Source organism: Micromonospora sp. NPDC051543, assembly GCF_044454415.1.
In the GTDB taxonomy this organism is placed as follows: domain Bacteria; phylum Actinomycetota; class Actinomycetes; order Mycobacteriales; family Micromonosporaceae; genus Micromonospora.
Window position 1 is genome coordinate 334149 of sequence record NZ_JBITDT010000006.1, and the last position, 17257, is coordinate 351405.

Below are 17257 nucleotides of genomic sequence, written 5' to 3' on the forward strand. Positions count from 1 at the left end.
CTCCGGCGGCAGCCGGTTCGGATCTCTCTCCGGTCGACCTCGTTGATGGGCACCCGTGGAGAGGACCAGTCCCATGGTCACCACTGTGGAGCACACGACCGGCACCGGCACCACCCGTCGGAGCAACGCCAGCACGGAACAACTCATCGTCGAACTGGTCACCACCCCGGCCGACGATCCGCGCCGACCGGCCCTGCGGGACCGTGCCATCGAGGCGTGGATGCCGCTCGCCCGCCACCTGGCCCGCCGTTACTCCGGGCGCGGCGTGCCCGACGAGGACCTGACGCAGACCGCCATGGTCGGTCTCGTCAAGGCCGTCGACCACTTCGACGCCGCCCGCGGCGTCGACTTCAGTGGGTACGCCATCCCCACCATCGCCGGCGAGATCAAGCGATACTTCCGGGACCGCACCTGGGCCGTAGGGGTTCCTCGCCGCCTCCAGGAACTCCGGCTGTCGATCAGCGCCGCCAACGGCACGTTGACCCACACTCTGGGCCGCTCGCCGACGGTCGCCGACATCGCCACCTACCTCGACGTCTCCGAGGAGGCCGTGCTGGAAGGGCTGGAGGGGGCCCGGGCGTACCGGACGACGTCCCTGTCCTCGCCCGTGGGTGCCGACGGAACCCTGGAACTCGGCGACACCCTCGGGGTGGACGACCACGAACTGGACCTCGTCGACCTCCGCGTCGCCCTCGGCCCGGCGCTCGCCACGCTGCCCGAACGCGAGCGTCGGATCCTGAGCCTGCGGTTCCACGGCAACCTGACCCAGGCCCAGATCGCCGAGCGGATCGGCGTCTCCCAGATGCACGTCTCCCGGCTGCTCACCCGGGCGCTGGTCACCCTGCGCGGACACCTCGCCGAGGACGCCGGCTAGGGCTCCAGCACCACCTTGCCCGGCCGGGTACGGGCCTCGGCGAAGGCCAGCGCGGCAGAGACCTCGGTCAGGGGGTAGCGGGCGGCGATCTGCGGCACGAGCACGCCCTGCCGAAGCAGGTCGAGCACGCTGCCGAGGTCGGCACGCAGCCGCCGCCGGAACGCCGCGCCGCGCGTGCGGCTGCCGGCCCAGAAGTTGTAGAAGCCGACCCGGTGGCCGTTCGGCAGGGCGTTCCAGGTGTAGAGGCGGGCCAGCAGCTTCACGAAGACCCAGACGATCGACCGTGCGGCACCGTTGGCCGACGCGTTGCCATAGACGACGAGCGTGCCACCGGGGGCGAGCAGCCGGTACGAGGTGCGTACGCCCGGTCCGGCCACCGGATCGAAGACGGCATCGACACCGTCGGGAGACAACTCGCGGACACGTGCGGCCAGGTCCGGGGCGCGGTAGTCGAGCGGTTCGACGCCGAGCGCCCGTAGCGCCTCGTGGTGTCGCGGGGCGGCGGTGCCGATGACCCGCAGCCCGAGGTGGCGTGCGAGTTGGACGAGGACCGTCCCCACGCCGCCGTTCGCGCCGTGCACGAGGATCGTCTGCCCGGCCCGCAGCCGGGCACGGTCCAGCATCTGCCAGGCGGTCACCCCGTTCACGACGACGGTCTCGACCGCGGCCGGATCCAGGCCGGGCGGTACGGGCGTGAGGTCGTCGACGGCCACCACGGCGTGCGTGGTCCAGGCACCGGTCTTGGTGACCACCGCGACCCGGGTGCCGACCAGCGAGGCGTCCCCTCCCGGTCCCACCGCGCGGACGGTGCCGACGAGGTCGTAGCCGGGTACGAACGGAAACGCCGGCTGACCGGGGTAGAGGTCCCGGCGCATGCTCTGCTCGGCGTACGAGATGCCGGTGGCCTCGACCTCGACGAGCGCCTGCCCGGCGGCGGGTACGGGCATGGAGCGTCGGTTGAGCTGGAGCCCGTCCGGCTCCACCACGCCGGGCAGCACCACTTCGGTGATCATCTCGCTGCTGTTCATCGCTTCTCTCCTCTTGTTTGTGAGTGTGCACTCACTCATATGCTGGGCGGAAAAGGTGGGCCGCCGTAGCGGCCCGTGGTGGGACGTGGAATCAGGGGTGCTGGATGCCGGCGGTCAACGCCCGGGCCCACGGCTCGGGCACCTGCTCCAGGCCGGCCGTCACGATCAGGTGGCAGAGCTGGCCGTACGCGAAGAACTGCTGCACCTGGGCATCGCCCGCGCCGGACCGGTTCTGCACGAAGGTGGCGACGCGCTTGTAGCCGGCTCGCACCGCCGCGGCGATCTCGGGGACGTCCGTGACGGCCTGCGCCTGCACCTGGAGCAGCAGGAGGTCGCGGTCGGCGATCAACTCGGCGTAGGCGCGGCCCATCGCGTCCAGGATCTCGTCCGGGCCGGCATCCCCGGCGCGCTCCGCACCCATCTCCAGCGCCGCGACGATCCGCTCGAAGCACGCCTCGGCCGCCGCCACGAACAACCCGAGCTTTCCGGCGAAGAGCCGGAAGACGTACGCCTCGGAGATGCCGGCGGCGGCCGCGACCGCGGTGACCGGCGTGGCGTGAAAGCCGGTACGCGCGAAGGCCGACACGGCGGCGTTCAGAACGACGGCCCGACGGGCCTCAGCGGTGGATCGCATGTTTGTAAGTGTGCACTCACAAACAACGCCCGTCAAGCCGTCTCCCGGGCTGCGTCACTCCCAGGCACACCCTGGCCCTGGCAGTCGGGCGGAGACCGAAGGAGAGTCGTCGTGCGCATAACCGCTACGACAACGGATAGAGGGACGACATGAGCGACAACCTTCCTGGCGGCGCACTGACTCCCGCCGCCGGCCTCACCCTGAGCCGGATGGGTTACGGCGCGATGCAGCTCGCCGGCCCGCACGTCTTCGGCCCCCCGCGCGACCACGCGCAGGCTCTCGCCGTGCTCCGCGAGGCGGTCGACCGGGGCGTACGCCACATCGACACCAGCGACTTCTACGGCCCGGTGGTGGTCAACGAGCTGATCCGCGAGGCGCTGCATCCGTACCCCGACGATCTGCACCTGGTCACCAAGGTCGGCGCGCGGCGCGGCGACGACGCATCCTGGCTTCCCGCGCTCCGACCGGACGAGCTGAAGGCCCAGGTCCACGACAACCTCCGGCACCTCGGCCTGGACGTCCTCGACGTGGTCAACCTGCGGGTCGGCGTGGCCGAGGGCACCGGCGACGATCCCCTATCCGAGCAGTTCGGCGCCCTGGCCGAGCTGCGACAGGAGGGGCTGATCCGACACCTGGGGCTCAGCAACGTCACGCTCGCCCAACTCGACGAGGCCCAGGCCATCGCCCCGGTGGTCACCGTGCAGAACCTCTACAACCTCGCGAACCGGCAGGCCGACCCGCTTGTCGACCGGTGCGCGGCCGAGAACATCGCCTTCGCCGCCTTCTTCCCCCTCGGCGGGTTCACGCCGTTGCAGTCCGACACACTCAACGCCGTGGCCGACCGGGTGGGCGCCTCGGCGCAGCAGGTCGCCCTGGCCTGGCTGCTGCAGCGCTCCCCCACCATGGCGCTGATCCCCGGCACGTCGACGCTGGCACACCTGCGGGAGAACCTCGCCGCGGCCGACCTGACGCTGCCGGCCGACGCGATCGAGGATCTGAACACGATCGGCGACTGATCGCGGAACCGGGCGCTGGCGCGTACCCCCGGCTCGTGCCTGTGGGGCGGCGGCCCGCCGCTGGCCGTCAAGCCGGTGCGCACGCGGCCCGCGCCCGGCACCGGACCGGCCGGCCGGCGTTGATGCCAGCGGCCGCCCGGCGCTGGCGCGGCTCGCGTCAGTGCTGGTGGGGGCGGTTGCGGATGAGGGTGAGCGCGAGGACGGCGGTGACGAGGAAGACGATGCCGCTCACCCGCAGACCGGCCTGGACTCCGGAGGTCATGGCCTCCGCGAGCGCCGAGCGGACCGGTTCGGGCAGCGGCTGGTCGCCGGTCGCGCCGGCGGCGACCGCCGCCTGCACGGCGCTCCGGGTGGGTTCGCCCACCTGGTGGGCGGCGAGGCGGTCCGGCAGGTCGGCCGCCATGGTGGTGGTGAGCAGCGTGCCCAGCAGGGACGAGCCGAGCACCGAGCCGACCTGGCGGGAGGCGTTGACCGCGCCGGAGGCCATACCGGCCTGCGCGGGAGCCACGCTGGCCAGCGCAGCCGCCGTCGCCGGCGCCACCACCAGACCGCTGGCCGCGCCGAACAGCACGAACAGCGCCCAGCGGTGGTCGAACGTCGTGGTCGGACCCTGGGCCGCCAGTCCGAAGGCGGCCACCGCGCCGAGCACCAGGCCGAGGGTGAGCGGCGCCTTGAATCCGGTACGCCGGATGGTCCGACCGGCGGCGAAGGCCACGAGGACGTACGCGCCGAAGAGCACCAGCATCCGCCAGCCGGTGTCCAGCGGGCTGAGCGCCTGGGCACGTTCGTGGAAGAGGACGAGCAGGATCGCCACACCGGTGAAGCCGAACAGCGACACCGCGGCGACGACCATGACGGCGCTGAACGACGCCGAACGGAACAGCCGTACGTCGAGCATCGGCGCGCTGGTGCGCAACTCGATCAGCACGAACGCGACGAGCGCGACGGCCGAGACGATCCAGGCGGTCGTCACGACTCCGCTGGTGTAGCCGTCCCGTCCGCCCTGGATCATGGCGTAGACGGCGGCGGCGATGGCGACGGTGCCCAGCAGCAGACCGGGCAGGTCGAGTCGGCCCGCGCTGGGCCGCGACTCGGCCACCCCGATCGCGGTGACGACAAGGGTGATCACGCCGAGGACGATCGTCGACACGTAGACGCTGTGCCAGGAGTGCTGACGCAGCAGCGCACCGGCGATGAGCGGGCCGATCGCCAGACCGATGCCGGAGGCGGCCGACCAGGCGGTGATGACCTCGGTACGGCGGTGCGGGTCGGTGAACGTCGCGCCGAGGATCGCCAGGCTGTTCGGCAGGATCAGGGCGCCGCCGAGGCCGGCGACCAACTGCCCGACGATCACCCAGGCCACGGTGGGCGCGCTGGCCACGGCGACGCCGCCGGCGATCATCGCGAGGATGCCGGCGCCGAACATGCGCCGGCGTCCGTAGCGGTTGCCCAGGGTGGCGGCGGACAGCACCAGGCTCGCCACGACCAGGGTGTAGGCGCTGGGGATCCAGATCACGGTGGTGGGGTCGACCCGGAGGTCGGCCTGGATGGTGGTCAGGGCGGAGACCGTGGCGGTGATCTGGAGGAACGTGATCATCGCGCCCAGGCACATGGCGATCAGGGTCACCGGGCGGGAACCGCGTACGGCCGCGCGGGTGCTGACGGCAGGTCCGCTCGGGGCCGTGTTGCTGGTGGTCACTGGACGTCCTCGGGTCGGAGGTTAGCTGACTTACGCATAGCTAAGCCAGGGTACCGCCCGATGATCTGCCTGGCTAGCTTCAACGCAAGCCAGGTAAGCTGGACCACATGGAGGACCTACGGGACGACCGCGAATCCTGGTCGATGGAGAACTGCTCCGTCGCACGAGCGATGGACATCGTGGGCAGCCGCTCGACCATCCTGATCATGCGTGAGGCTCTGCTCGGCACCCGGCGGTTCGACGACTTCGTCCGCCGCGTCGGAGTCGGCGAGCCCGCCATGGCGGCCCGACTCAAGGAGATGGTCGCCGCCGGCCTCCTCGAACGGATCCCCTACCGGGAGCCGGGCCAGCGCACCCGCCACGAGTACCAACTCACCCGCAAGGGCCACGACCTGCTGCCCGTCATCACCGCGCTGCGGAACTGGGGCGACACCTGGAGCGCCGACGAGGCCGGCCCCGGCATCCGCGCCACCCACCACGACTGCGGCGAGCCGGTCCGCGCGGTGCTCCGCTGCGCCGCCGGACACGACGTCGAGGACGGCGAGATCGACATCACCGCGGGGCCGGGCCTGATCCGCCGACCGTGACTGCCCGACCGGGCAGTCACCTGCGGCACCGCGGCGAGTGGCGGGCGCGGTACGGTCCGCGCAACGGCACGGACCCCTGCCACCGCCGGGAGACCGCAGGAGGAACGAGATGGAGCTGACCGAACCGACCGTCTGGAACGCGGAGCGGTTGGAGCTGGGCGAGGGGTTGCGCTGGGTCGACGACCGGCTGGTCCTGGTCGACCTGCTGGCCGGGCGTCTGCTGGAGACCGACGGTGACCGGCCCGCCCCGCTGAAGGAGCTGCGCCGGCTCGACGTTCCGCTCGGCGCGGTCGCCCCGGTTGCCGACCGGCCCGGCGAGTGGCTCGCCGCCGCCGGCACCGGCGTCGCCGTTCTGCCCGCTGCCGGCGCTCCCCGGCCGGTCGCCGAACTGGTTGCCGACGCGCCCGAGCCCACCCGCATGAACGATGCGGTCGCCGACCCGCACGGCCGCTTCTGGGCCGGCAGCATGACGTACGCGCAGACGCCCGGCGGCGGCACGCTGTTCCGGCTGACCCCGGGCGCCGCGCCGGTGTCCGCCGTGACCGGCATGTCCATCCCGAACGGGCCGGCGTTCGACGCCGCCGGCACCACCATGTACCTCGCGGACACGCCGCGTGGCGAGATCGACCGGTTCACCGTCGACCCGGCCACCGGCGACCTGCACGGGCGGACGCCGTTCGTGCGGCTGTCCCCGGACGAGGGCAGCCCAGACGGGATGACCCTCGACGCGGCGGACCACCTCTGGGTCGCGCTGTGGGGCGGCTCCGCCGTCCGCCGCTACCGGCCGGACGGCAGCCTGGACCGGGAGGTCCGGCTACCGGCGACCCAGCCGGCCGGCATCTGCCTGGGCGGCACCGACCTGCGGCGTCTCTTCATCGGCACCGCCTCGGTCGGCCTCACGGCGGCCGGCCCGGCGGACGGCGCGCTGCTCGCGGTCGACGTCGGTGTTCCCGGCCTGCCCATCTCCCCCGCCCAGCCGGTCTGACCCGAGGCCGTCCCCGCCGCGCGACACGGTAGAGGCATATCGGACGCCGGGGCGGGAATAGCCACGCCGGAAGCGGCAGCGGGTCGACCGACAGGGAGCCGAACGATGAGCACCGTGGAGCGTTCGTCATGAACGGGCCGGTCGGCGACGAGCCGGTTGGCGAGTTGGAACTGGTGCACACCTTCACCGGCCCGATGCCGACCGGGGTGAGCGTCTCGCACCAGGGGCGGATCTTCGTCAACTTCCCGCAGTGGGGTGACGACCCGCCGGCCGGCGTGGTCGAACTGCGCGACGGCCGGGAGGTGCCCTTCCCCGACCAGGCGTGGAACAGCCCGTCCGGCATCGACGACGCGGGCGCGTTCGTGTCGGTGCAGAGCATCGTGGTGGACCCGGCGGACCGGCTCTGGGTGGTGGACACCGGCAGCCCGAAGTTCCAGCCCACCAAGCCGGGTGGGCCAAAGCTGGTGCGGATCGACCTGGACAGCGACACCGTGGCCCAGGTGATCACCTTTCCGCAGGACGTGGCGCCGCCGACGACGTACCTCAACGACGTCCGCTTCGACCTGCGTCGGGGCGAGGCCGGGGTCGCGTACATCACCGACTCGACGGACTCCGGGCCGAACGGGATCATCGTGGTGGACCTGGCCAGCGGGGCCTCCTGGCGGCGACTGCACGATCACCCGTCCACGAAGGCGGACCCGGTATCGGCCTTCCGCCCCTTCGTCGAGGGTCGTCCGCTCATGAACCGCCCGCCGGACGGCCCGCCGAAGCCGCTGGCGATGGGCTCCGACGGCATCGCCATCTCGGCCGACGGCGAGCGGCTGTACTACTCCCCGCTGCTGTCCCGGCACCTGCACAGCGTCTCGGCCGAGGCGTTGGCCGACCCGTCGGTGACGCAGGAGGCGGTCGCGGCGACCGTCGTCGACGAGGGGGACAAGGGCACCGGGTCGGACGGCTTGGAGTCCGACGACAAGGGGCGGCTCTACTTCACCTCGTACGAACACAACGCCGTGCTGCGGCGGCTGCCGGACGGCGAGTACGAGACCTTCGTACACGACCCGCGCCTGCTGTGGCCCGACACCATGTCGGTGGCCGTCGACGGGCACCTCTACGTGACCGCGAACCAGCTGCACCGGCAGCCGCAGTACCAGCGGGGCCGGGACCTGCGACGCAAGCCGTACGCGCTGTTCCGGGTGAGGATCGACGCCGGCCCGGTGCTGCTGCGCCCCTGACCGGGGCAGGCATGGCCGCGCGGGCGGCGGGTAGCCCGTCGGGTGGCCGACTGGCATGAGCTGTTCGTCCCGGACACCCCGTTGGTGGAGATCGTGGTTCGGGGCAGCGTCATGTACCTCGCGCTGTTCATCCTCCTGCGGGTCATCCTCAAGCGGGAGAGCGGCACCACCGGCGTCACCGACCTGCTGGTCATCGTGCTGCTCGCCGACGCCGCCCAGAACGGCATGTCCGGCGGCTACCGCTCGGTGACCGACGGGGTGCTGCTGGTCGGGGTGATCATCGGCTGGTCGTACCTGTTGAACGCCGTCGCGTACCGCTGGCCGGCCGCCGCCCGGCTGATCCGGCCCGGCTCGCTGGTGCTGGTACGGAACGGGCGGATCGTACGGGAGAACATGCGCCGGGAGCTGATCACCGACGAGGAGTTGCACACCCTGCTGCGCGAGCAGGGTGTCGTCGATCTCGACCAGGTCCGCGAGGTGCGGATGGAGGCCGACGGGCGGTTCAGCGTCACCACGCGTACGCCCGGCCGGCCGCGTGACGCGCAGGGCGGCCTCGGCTGACCTGCGCGCCGCCCGCGTCAGCGCACCGGCAGGGTACGGTCCAGCAGGTCGAACAGGGCCGCCCAGTGCCGCTCGGTGCCCTGCTCGTGGTACATCGGGGTGTCGGCCATCGTGAAGCCGTGGTGCGCGCCCTCGTACACCTCGGAGCGGTAGCGCACCCCGGCGGCGTCGAGCGCCTTCTCCAGGGTGGCGATCTGCTCGGGCGTCATGGACTGGTCCGCGTCGGCGTGCCCGAAGTACAGCTCGCCGGTGATCGAGCCGACGCCCAGGTGCGGGCTGTCCGGCGCGTCGGTGACGACCCGCCCGGCGTGGAAGCTGGCGACGGCCGCGATGCGGTCCGGGTGCGCCTCCATGGCCCGCAGCGCGTTCGTGCCGCCCATGCAGTAACCGGTGATCACGACCGGGCCCGGCCGGACGTCGTCGCGAGCGGCCAGGAAGTCCAGGTACGCGGCGCTGTCCCGGCTGATCACGTCGGGCGTCAGCGCCCCGATCAGCGGGACGATCTTCTCGAAGAGGGCCCCTCGCTGGTCGGCCTCACCGAGCCGGGACAGGTCGAACAGCGGCGCCCGGCCGGCCCGGTAGAACAGGTGGGGCGTGAGCACCAGGTAACCGCGCTCGGCGATCCGCTCGGCCATCTCCACCAGTCGGGGCCGGGGGCCGAAGGCGTCCATGAAGAGGAGCACGGCCGGGAACGGGCCCTCACCGTCGGGCCGGGTCAGGCTCGCGTCCGCCGTTCCGTCGCTGGTCGGGATGTCCACCGTCGTCGTCTGCATCGAGCCTCCTCGTACGCCGATCTTGGTCCGTGCGGAACGTTACTCGCCCTGCCTGGGTGCCCGACGCGGGTGGGCGAGCCAGGGATCGGCGATCCCTGGACGAGGTCACCCTGAATACCGGGCGCGAACCGGCCCAGTGTTGTCGGTGACCGATGAAGGACGCCGCGACGTGGAGGTTGTCGTGCTCGATGAGACCGTTGGGGACCTGACCGGGAAGCTCGCCGTGGTGACCGGCGGCAGTGACGGGCTGGGGCTCGCCCTGGCCAAGCGGCTGGCCCGTGCCGGAGCGGAGGTGGTGCTGCCGGTGCGCAACCCGGCCAAGGGTGACGCCGCGCTGGACGCCGTCCGGGCCGCCGCGCCGGGCGCCACCGTGTCGACCCGGCATCTGGACCTCGCCTCGCTGGACTCGGTGGCCGCACTGGCCGCCACACTGCTCGGCGAGGGGCGACCGATCCACCTCCTGATCAACAACGCCGGTGTGATGACGCCCCCCACCCGACACACCACCGCCGACGGCTTCGAGCTGCAGTTCGGCACCAACCACCTCGGCCACTTCGCGCTGACCGGACGGTTGCTGCCGCTGCTGCGGGCCGGACGGGCCCGGGTCACCACCATGTCGAGCAGCGCCGCCCGCTCCGGCAGGCTGGACTGGGACGACCTGCAGAGCACCCGGCGGTACGGGGCGGTCCGCGCGTACAACGCCTCCAAGCTGGCCACGCTGCACTTCGGGCTGGAGTTCGACCGGCGCAGTCGGGCCGGCGGTTGGGGCGTCACCAGCAACGTGGCGCACCCCGGCACCACGATGACCAACCTGTACGCGTCCGGGCCCAACCTGGGCCGCAGCCGGCCCTCGCCGCACCATGCCCTGATGAGCCGGCTGGCCCGTTGGGGCGTCCTGGTGCAGTCGGTGGACGCCGGCCTGCGGCCCGCCCTCTACGCGGCCACCAGCGAGCGGGCGCAGGGCGGCCGGTTCTACGGGCCGGACGGTCTGGGGCAGTTCACCGGCGCGCCAACCGAGTTGACCGTCTACCGTGCGGCCCGCCGCGCCGACGACGCGGCCCGGCTCTGGACCGTCTCGGAGCGGCTGGTCGGCGTCGAGTACTGAGCGGGAACATGCCCGTGTGAACGGCGCGTCAAGAATCGGCGCAGGCCCGTCGAAAGGGCGTATCGGCGGGCTCCTCGCCGCCGTCGGGCGGGAACGATGGGTCCATGAGTCCTTGGCGGATGACACGCTGGGAACGCGGAAACCTACCGCCCGACAGCGACCCGATCGAGCCGACTTCCGGCGCGGGCGGGCCGGAACGCCGACACGAGGCGCTGGTCAGCGTTCGACTCGGCCCGGCCGCGCCCGGCAGCCACCTGGTCGAGTACCTGCGGCACGAGCCGTGCGCCGTCGACGCGTGGTGGATCGCCGCCGACGTCGACGCCGTGGTGCGGCTCTCCGCGCCGAGCGTGACCATGCTGCACCGGGCCGTGGCCGACCTGCGTCTGCGTGCCGGGGTGGAGGTGGTCGAGGCCAACTACATCCTCCGCGCGCTCGACCTGTCCGGGCCGGCCGAGCCCCGCGGTGACGTTCCGGCGTGGGCGGTGTCCGCCGCATGAGCCGCCCCGCCGCTGCCCACCGGATCGTCGTCGGCGTCGACCGTTCGTTCGCCGGCATGCAGGCGCTGCGCCGCGCGATGCAGCTCGCCCGCCGCGAGGGCGCGCAGGTGGACGCCGTACGCGCGTGGGTCTTCGCGCCGACCTGGCGGCCCGGCACGCTGACGTGGCGCTGGCAGGACGAGTGCGACCGCGCCGCCCTGGTCTACCTGCGCGGCGTCTTCGACGCCACGATGGGCGGCGTACCCCGGGACATTCCGGTTCGGCTGGTGACCACACAGGGGTACGCCGGGCAGGTTCTCGTCGACCACGCGGACCGGGAATCCGACCTGCTCGTCGTCGGCAGCCCCGGCCGTGGCCGGTTCGGCCGGTCGCGCGGGCACGTGACCCGGTACTGCGTACGGCGTGCCGTCGTGCCGGTCGTCGCGGTGCCGGCCCCCGCGTGGGCGCGGGCCGCGACGATCCGCCAGTTCACCCGCGACCTCGAACAACTCAGCCGATGACCGCCAACGGTCCGGCACGACCGGAGAGGACCACCCCGACCATGGACGACGGCCCGATAACCTACGCCGTTCCGGTGCGTGAGCTGCCGGGACGGCTGGTGGGTACGGTGCGGACCGGCCGCACACCGCAGGGCGAGCGGGTGGGCATCGCCTTCACCCGACCGGACCTGCTGGTCACCGCGATGGGCGCGGACCAGCCCTGGGAGGTGCTGTGCGAGTCGGCGCTGCGCGGCATGCTGCGCCCGCTCGGCATCGACCGGATCCAGGTCGACCCACTGCTGGTGGCGCCGCCGCTCGAGGAGAGCGTCGGCCCCCTGGCAGCGCCGGTCGGCAACCGGGCCACGCCGACCGCGCCCGTTCAGGCCGGTACGAAGCGCACCGCGTCGGCGATCACGTAGCCGTCGGTGTCCTCCGTACGGATCAGCACGCTCCCGTCGCTGCCCGCGGCGAACGGGTAGGTGCCGAGCGACACCCACTGGCCGCCGGACTGCCGCTGGTCGACGGTCCGGGTGGTCACCCCACCGGAGTACGCGATGTCCACCGGCACGTTCGTCGCCCGGTTCGGGTCGGCGGTCCAGCGCAGGTGCACGGTCCACGAGCCGGCGGTGGGCAGCGTCGGGCGGAACCGTAGCCGGTTGACGCCCTTGGCGGTGTTGCCGTCGTGCTCGTAGTCCGCGCCGTAGTAGCCGCCGATGCTGGTGCTGCGCAGCCACGTCCCGGACCGGGTGATCCCGCTGGTCGAGGCGTTGTCCACGATCACCTCGCCGGGCGTTCCCCAGTCGAGCACCGCGCCGTCCTGGCGCAGCCGGGCCTGGAGGGCGGGTACGGAGACGGCCTGCACGGCGAGGTCGCCGGTGAGCGCCAGCGACGCCGCGGTGGCGGCCGCCTGCCCGAGGATCATGAACACCGGCTCCATCCGGATCGATCCGTACGCGATGTGACTGGACGACAGGCAGACGGGCACGAGCAGGTTGGCGCACTGGTTCTGGTGCGGGACGATCGCGCGGTAGCTCACCGGGTACGGCTGCGGGACGCTGATCTGCACGTCCCCCTCGTTACGGACCCGGCCGTCGACCACCACCCGCTGACAGTTGTGCGAGTCCATCGTGTAGCTGGCCAGGCCCACCGAGTCGGTGGCGCGCGTCCGCCCCCGGCAGTCGGCCTCGGTCATCACGTACGCGGAGACCATCCGGCGGGCCTCGCGGATGTAGAGCAGCGGCGGCCAGCCACCCGTGCCGGTGAACTCGTCGACGGGCAGCCCCCAGCGGGCGGTCGAGTCGCGCACGGTCGCCGGCAGCCGGGGGTCGTTGGCCAGGAACCACATCAGCCCCTGCTGGTACGTGCGGTGCTCGGCGATGATGCTCTCCCGGGCGGCCCAGCTCGCGGTCGGGTACGCGTAGTTGAAGCCGATGTCGTCGGTGGAGACCGCGCCGTTGTTGTTGGAGTCGGTCTTGCCGCCGCCGATCGAGTGGGTAGTGAAGTACGGCCCGGTGTAGCCGGCCTGGATGTGGCGCAGCAGCAGCTCGTACCGGATCGGGTCGTAGCCGGACGGCCTGGCGAACGGGATACGGTTCGCGGCCTGGGTGAGGCACATCCGGAAGCAGTACGCCTGGATCCGGTCGTCGCCGCTGCCCTGCGGGGCGAGCGGGGCGGCGGAGATGCCCGGCAGCAGACCGCTGGCCGGCGAGCCGGCCGTCACGTACGGATCGACGGGGTAGACGAACTGGTGGGTGTTGCGGGACTGCACCCCGTTGATCGTCTCGCCGTACGTGTCGTTGGACTCCCGCCCGACGGTGAAGCTCACGCCGGCCATGGCGAGCAGGTCACCCTCGTAGGTGGCGTCGACGAACACGCCACCCACGTAGACCGAGCCGTCCTCGGTGCGCAGCTCGGTGATCCGGTTGCCGGCGCGGCCGAGGCTGGACAGTCGGGCCCCGACGACCACCGGGACGCCCGCCTCGGCCAGCATCTCGGCGAAGATCTCGGTGGCGACGTGCGGTTCGAAGGTCATCCGCAGCGGGGACGTCGGCGTGAGCGTCCCGCCGTGGTACTTGACGTACACCCGGCGGTAGAACTCGGCGGCCAGCCCGCCGATGGACGCCTGGACGCCGGTGTCGGTGGCCCCGAGTCCGGCGGTGCTCAGCCCGCCGACGTGGCTCGTGGGCTCGACCACCACGGCGGTGCGGCCGAGTCGGCGCATGGTGATCGCGGCGGCCAGCCCGCCGGACGTGGCGCCGTAGACGACCAGGTCGGCGGTGGTGACGGCAGCTCGGGCGGGGCTGGCGCGGAACGGGTCGGCCAGGCCGGCCAGGACGAGGCCGGCGCCACCGGCGGTCAACAGCCGGCGACGGGACAGGGGCAGGGACACGGCGAACTCCCAGGGGGTAACCGGAGGGGACGGTTACAGAAGCACGCCGCTGCCGCTGCTAGCGAAATTCTTCAATCTCCGCGCGCGGGTGTCAACGGTCAGGGGCGGTAGCGGTAGCCCATGCCCGGCTCGGTGATGAGGTGGCGGGGACGGGCCGGATCGTCCTCCAACTTGCGCCGGAGCTGGGCCAGGTACTGCCGCAGGTAATTGGTCTCGTTCTGGTACTCCGGCCCCCACACCTCCTGCAGGAGCTGGCGTTGGCTGACCAGCTTGCCGGGGTGGCGCAGCAGCTTCTCCAGCACGCTCCACTGCGTGGGGGTCAGCTTGACCTCGGTGTCGTCGTCGCGCCACACGCGATGGTCGGCCAGGTCGACGGTGTGCCGGCCGATCCGCAGCGCCGGCACGGCCTCGCTGGGCGCGCCGAGCCGCCGGGTCACCGCGCGGATGCGGGCCAGCAGCTCCTCCACCCCGAACGGCTTGGTGACGTAGTCGTCCGCCCCCGCGTCCAGCGCCGCGACCTTGTCCTCGCTGCCGGCCCGCCCGGAGAGCACGATGATCGGCACGGCCGTCCAGCCGCGCAGACCCCGGATCACCTCCACGCCGTCGATGTCGGGCAGGCCGAGATCGAGGACCACCAGGTCGGGCGGGTGACTGGCGGCGGCCTTCAACGCGGCGGTCCCGGTGGCGGCGACGTCCACGTCGTACCGGCGGGCGCGCAGGTTGATCCGCAGGGCCCGCAGGATCTGCGGTTCGTCGTCGACGACCAGGATGCGCGTCATTCCTGCGGCTCCTCCGGGCTGCTCTGGGCGGCGGCGGGCAACCGCAGCACCATGGTGAGGCCCCCGCCGGGCGTGGTCTCGGGGGTGATGGTGCCACCCATCGCCTCGGCCAGTCCCCGGGACAGGGCGAGCCCGAGGCCGACACCGGTCTGGTTGTCCCGGTCACCGAGGCGCTGGAACGGCAGGAAGACGTGCTCCCACTTGTCCTCCGGAATGCCGGGCCCTCGATCGATGATCCGCAGCTCGACCTGGCCGGCGTGCGCGCTGGCGGTGATCGTGGGCGGCTGGTCGGGCGGGCTGTAGCGCAGCGCGTTGGCGATGACGTTTACCAGCACCCGTTCCAGCAGGCCCGGGTCGGCGGTGGCCGCCGGCAGGTCGGCCGGGATGTCCGTGGCGACGGTCGCGGCCGCCGGGCCAAGTTCGTCCAGGGCCAGGGGTACGGCGTCCTCCAGGCCGATGGTCGTCGACGTGATGCCCAGGGCGCCGGCCTGGAGGCGGCTCATGTCGAGCAGGTTCGCGACCAGCCGGGCGAGGCGGTCGAGCGACTCCTCGGCGGTCTCCAGCAACTCCTCGCGGTCGGCCTCGTCGAACTCGATGTCGTGGCTGCGCAGGCTGGTCACCGCGGCCTTCGCCGACGCCAGGGGCGTACGCAGGTCGTGGCTGACCGCCGCGAGCAGCGCGGTACGCATCCGGTCGGCCTCGGCGAGGGGCCGGGCGGTGGCGGCCTCCTCGGCGAGCCGTTCCTGGCGGAGCGCGACGGCGGCCTGGGCGGCGAACGCCTCGACGATCCGCCGGTCGGCCGCCTGCAACCGCCGGCCGCTCAGCACGACGGTGATCCGCTCGTCGACGGGTACCGCCGTCTCGCCGTCGTCCGGCGTGCAGGCCGGCTGCTCACCGACGCTGGCGACGACGCACCAGGCGTGTTCCTCGCGGGCCCGCTCGGGGCGGCCGCTCGCCTCCTCGGCCAGCTCCAGCAGGCTCACCGCGCGCAGCCCGAACGTCTCGCGGAGCTGGTCGAGCAGGGCGGCCAGCGGGCGTTCGCCGCGCAGCACCCCACCGGCGACGGCGGCGAGGGTCTGCGCGTCGGCGGCGGCGCGCGCGGCCTCGCGGGTCCGCCGGGCGGCCACGTCGACGATCCAGCTCACCGCGAGGGCAACCCCGACGAAGACGGCGAGCGCGAGCAGGTTGTCGGCCTCGGCGATGGTGAGCGTCCGGAACGGCGGGGTGAAGAACCAGTTGAGCAGCAGCGACCCGCCGAGCGCGGCGACCAGCGCCGGCCACACCCCGCCGACCAGCGCGACCCCGACCACCCCGGCGAGGAACAGCAGGATGTCGTTGGTCAGGGTCAGGTCGGGCAGCGTCTTCAGCAGCAGGGTGAGCAGCGGCATGCCGAGCACCGCGAGGCCGAAGCCGAGCAGCCGACGACGTCGCGACAGCGCCGCCGGCACCGCTGCCGCCCGGCGGCCCTTGCCGGCCTGCTTGTGGGTGACCAGGTGTACGTCGATCGAGCCGGACAGCGCGGTGGTGGTCACCCCGACGCCCCGGGCGAAGATCTGTGCGAGGCGGCCCCGCCGGCTGGCCCCGAGCACCAGTTGGGTGGCGTTCACGCCCTGGGCGAAGTCGAGCAGCGCGGCCGGCACGTCGCTGCCGAGCACCTGGTGGTACGTGCCGCCCAGGCTCTCGACGAGCACCCGTTGGCGGGCGAGCTGGGCCGGGTCGGCGCCGGCCAGGCCGTCGCTGCGGGCCACGTGCACGGCGAGCAGGTCGGCGCCCTTGCTGCGGGCCGCGACCCGGGCGGCCCGGCGGATCAGCGTCTCGCCCTCCGGGCCGCCGGTCAGCGCCACCACGACGCGCTCGCGGGCCTCCCAGGTGGCGGCGATGCCCTGCTGGCTGCGGTACCTGTCGAGCTGCTCGTCGACCTTGTCGGCCAGCCAGAGCAGCGCCAGTTCGCGCAGCGCGGTGAGGTTGCCGACCCGGAAGTAGTTGCCCAGCGCGGCGTCGATCTTGTCGGGACGGTAAATGTTGCCGTGTGCCATCCGCCGACGCAGCGCCTCCGGGGTCATGTCGACAAGCTCGACCTGCTCGGCGGCGCGGACGATCTCGTCCGGCACGGTCTCCCGTTGAGTGGTGCCGGTGATCTGCGCGACGACGTCGTTGACCGATTCCAGGTGCTGCACGTTGACCGTGGACAGCACGTCGATCCCCGCGTCCAGCAGTTCCTGGACGTCCTGCCAGCGCTTGTCGTGCCGGGAGCCGGGCACGTTGCTGTGGGCCAACTCGTCGACGACCGCGATCTCCGGCCGGCGGGCCAGCACCGCGTCCACGTCCATCTCGGTGAACTCGACGTCCCGGTAGGTCATCGTCCGACGGGGCACCTGCTCCAGGTCGCCGATCATCGCGGCGGTGTGCTGCCGGCCGTGCGTCTCCACGAAGCCGATCACCACGTCGGTGCCGCGCGCGGCACGCCGCTGGGCCTCCTCCAACATCGCGTACGTCTTGCCGACGCCGGGAGCGGCCCCGAGGTAGATGCGTAGTTCTCCGCGTGGCACGGGAACCATCCTCCCTGGTCAAGGTGGCGGGCGGGGCCGCGCCCGGTCGGCACGGCCCCGCCCGCGATGT

17 protein-coding genes are annotated in these 17257 nt (G+C 72.6%); 10 read left to right on the forward strand and 7 right to left on the reverse strand.

Translation table 11 applies throughout. The features are described from left to right. Nucleotides 1-73 precede the first annotated feature (73 nt). Nucleotides 74-874 (forward strand): SigB/SigF/SigG family RNA polymerase sigma factor, encoded by an 801-nt coding sequence (locus ACIA3K_RS13835; protein WP_396801193.1) that lies wholly within the window; start codon nucleotides 74-76, stop codon nucleotides 872-874. Here the strand turns inward: ACIA3K_RS13835 and ACIA3K_RS13840 are convergent. Beyond that, nucleotides 871-1902: a medium chain dehydrogenase/reductase family protein gene (locus ACIA3K_RS13840; RefSeq protein ID WP_396801195.1), complete on the reverse strand. Its 1032-nt coding sequence runs from the start codon at nucleotides 1900-1902 to the stop codon at nucleotides 871-873. The genes ACIA3K_RS13835 and ACIA3K_RS13840 overlap by 4 nt on opposite strands. 91 nt (nucleotides 1903-1993) lie before the next feature. After that, the gene (locus tag ACIA3K_RS13845; protein WP_357124152.1) at nucleotides 1994-2536 is read right to left on the reverse strand and encodes a TetR/AcrR family transcriptional regulator; all 543 of its coding nucleotides are present in this window, start codon (nucleotides 2534-2536) and stop codon (nucleotides 1994-1996) included. A gap of 149 nt (nucleotides 2537-2685) precedes the next feature. Between ACIA3K_RS13845 and ACIA3K_RS13850 the strand changes: the two genes are divergently transcribed. Next, the gene (locus tag ACIA3K_RS13850) at nucleotides 2686-3552 is read left to right on the forward strand and encodes an oxidoreductase (RefSeq protein WP_396801196.1); all 867 of its coding nucleotides are present in this window, start codon (nucleotides 2686-2688) and stop codon (nucleotides 3550-3552) included. Nucleotides 3553-3709: 157 nt separating this feature from the next. Here ACIA3K_RS13850 and ACIA3K_RS13855 read toward each other — a convergent pair whose 3' ends face one another. Continuing rightward, a complete protein-coding gene (locus ACIA3K_RS13855) occupies nucleotides 3710-5251 on the reverse strand; it encodes an MFS transporter (RefSeq protein ID WP_396801198.1) in 1542 nt (513 codons plus the stop codon). 107 nt (nucleotides 5252-5358) lie between these two features. Here ACIA3K_RS13855 and ACIA3K_RS13860 point away from each other — a divergent pair, with 107 nt between their 5' ends. From ACIA3K_RS13860 to ACIA3K_RS13875, 4 genes are all read left to right on the forward strand, one after another. Continuing rightward, nucleotides 5359-5838, forward strand: a complete 480-nt coding sequence (locus tag ACIA3K_RS13860) for a winged helix-turn-helix transcriptional regulator (RefSeq protein ID WP_396801199.1) — start codon at nucleotides 5359-5361, stop codon at nucleotides 5836-5838. Nucleotides 5839-5947: 109 nt separating this feature from the next. Further along, a complete protein-coding gene (locus ACIA3K_RS13865; RefSeq protein ID WP_396801201.1) occupies nucleotides 5948-6823 on the forward strand; it encodes an SMP-30/gluconolactonase/LRE family protein in 876 nt (291 codons plus the stop codon). A gap of 128 nt (nucleotides 6824-6951) precedes the next feature. Then, a complete protein-coding gene (locus ACIA3K_RS13870; protein WP_396801203.1) occupies nucleotides 6952-8055 on the forward strand; it encodes an L-dopachrome tautomerase-related protein in 1104 nt (367 codons plus the stop codon). 42 nt (nucleotides 8056-8097) lie between these two features. Beyond that, entirely contained in the window at nucleotides 8098-8616 is a 519-nt protein-coding gene (locus tag ACIA3K_RS13875) for a DUF421 domain-containing protein (protein WP_396801205.1), read from the forward strand. 17 nt (nucleotides 8617-8633) lie between these two features. On the opposite strand, the gene ACIA3K_RS13880 is transcribed toward ACIA3K_RS13875, so the two are convergent. Further along, nucleotides 8634-9389 (reverse strand): dienelactone hydrolase family protein, encoded by a 756-nt coding sequence (locus ACIA3K_RS13880; protein ID WP_396801207.1) that lies wholly within the window; start codon nucleotides 9387-9389, stop codon nucleotides 8634-8636. Nucleotides 9390-9534: 145 nt separating this feature from the next. Here ACIA3K_RS13880 and ACIA3K_RS13885 point away from each other — a divergent pair, with 145 nt between their 5' ends. The 4 genes from ACIA3K_RS13885 to ACIA3K_RS13900 all read left to right on the forward strand — a co-directional run bounded on the left by ACIA3K_RS13885 (nucleotide 9535) and on the right by ACIA3K_RS13900 (nucleotide 11889). Next, nucleotides 9535-10494 carry an SDR family oxidoreductase gene (locus ACIA3K_RS13885; RefSeq protein ID WP_396801208.1) on the forward strand — a complete coding sequence of 320 codons (960 nt, stop codon included), beginning with the start codon at nucleotides 9535-9537 and terminating at the stop codon, nucleotides 10492-10494. A 104-nt stretch (nucleotides 10495-10598) separates the two neighbouring features. Continuing rightward, nucleotides 10599-10991, forward strand: coding sequence for a hypothetical protein (locus ACIA3K_RS13890; RefSeq protein ID WP_396801210.1), 393 nt, complete (start codon nucleotides 10599-10601; stop codon nucleotides 10989-10991). Beyond that, a complete protein-coding gene (locus tag ACIA3K_RS13895; protein WP_396801212.1) occupies nucleotides 10988-11491 on the forward strand; it encodes a universal stress protein in 504 nt (167 codons plus the stop codon). Before ACIA3K_RS13890 ends, ACIA3K_RS13895 begins: the two co-directional genes overlap by 4 nt. Continuing rightward, nucleotides 11488-11889, forward strand: a complete 402-nt coding sequence (locus ACIA3K_RS13900; protein WP_396801213.1) for an SAV_915 family protein — start codon at nucleotides 11488-11490, stop codon at nucleotides 11887-11889. Before ACIA3K_RS13895 ends, ACIA3K_RS13900 begins: the two co-directional genes overlap by 4 nt. Here the strand turns inward: ACIA3K_RS13900 and ACIA3K_RS13905 are convergent. From ACIA3K_RS13905 to ACIA3K_RS13915, 3 genes are all read right to left on the reverse strand, one after another. Next, on the reverse strand, nucleotides 11850-13859 hold the full coding sequence (locus tag ACIA3K_RS13905) for an FAD-dependent oxidoreductase (protein WP_396801215.1): 2010 nt from the start codon (nucleotides 13857-13859) through the stop codon (nucleotides 11850-11852). The genes ACIA3K_RS13900 and ACIA3K_RS13905 overlap by 40 nt on opposite strands. Before the next feature lie 98 nt (nucleotides 13860-13957). Beyond that, on the reverse strand, nucleotides 13958-14638 hold the full coding sequence (locus tag ACIA3K_RS13910) for a response regulator (protein WP_396801216.1): 681 nt from the start codon (nucleotides 14636-14638) through the stop codon (nucleotides 13958-13960). Beyond that, nucleotides 14635-17187 carry a DUF4118 domain-containing protein gene (locus tag ACIA3K_RS13915; protein ID WP_396801217.1) on the reverse strand — a complete coding sequence of 851 codons (2553 nt, stop codon included), beginning with the start codon at nucleotides 17185-17187 and terminating at the stop codon, nucleotides 14635-14637. The genes ACIA3K_RS13910 and ACIA3K_RS13915 overlap by 4 nt, the downstream gene beginning before the upstream one ends. Nucleotides 17188-17257 lie beyond the last annotated feature (70 nt).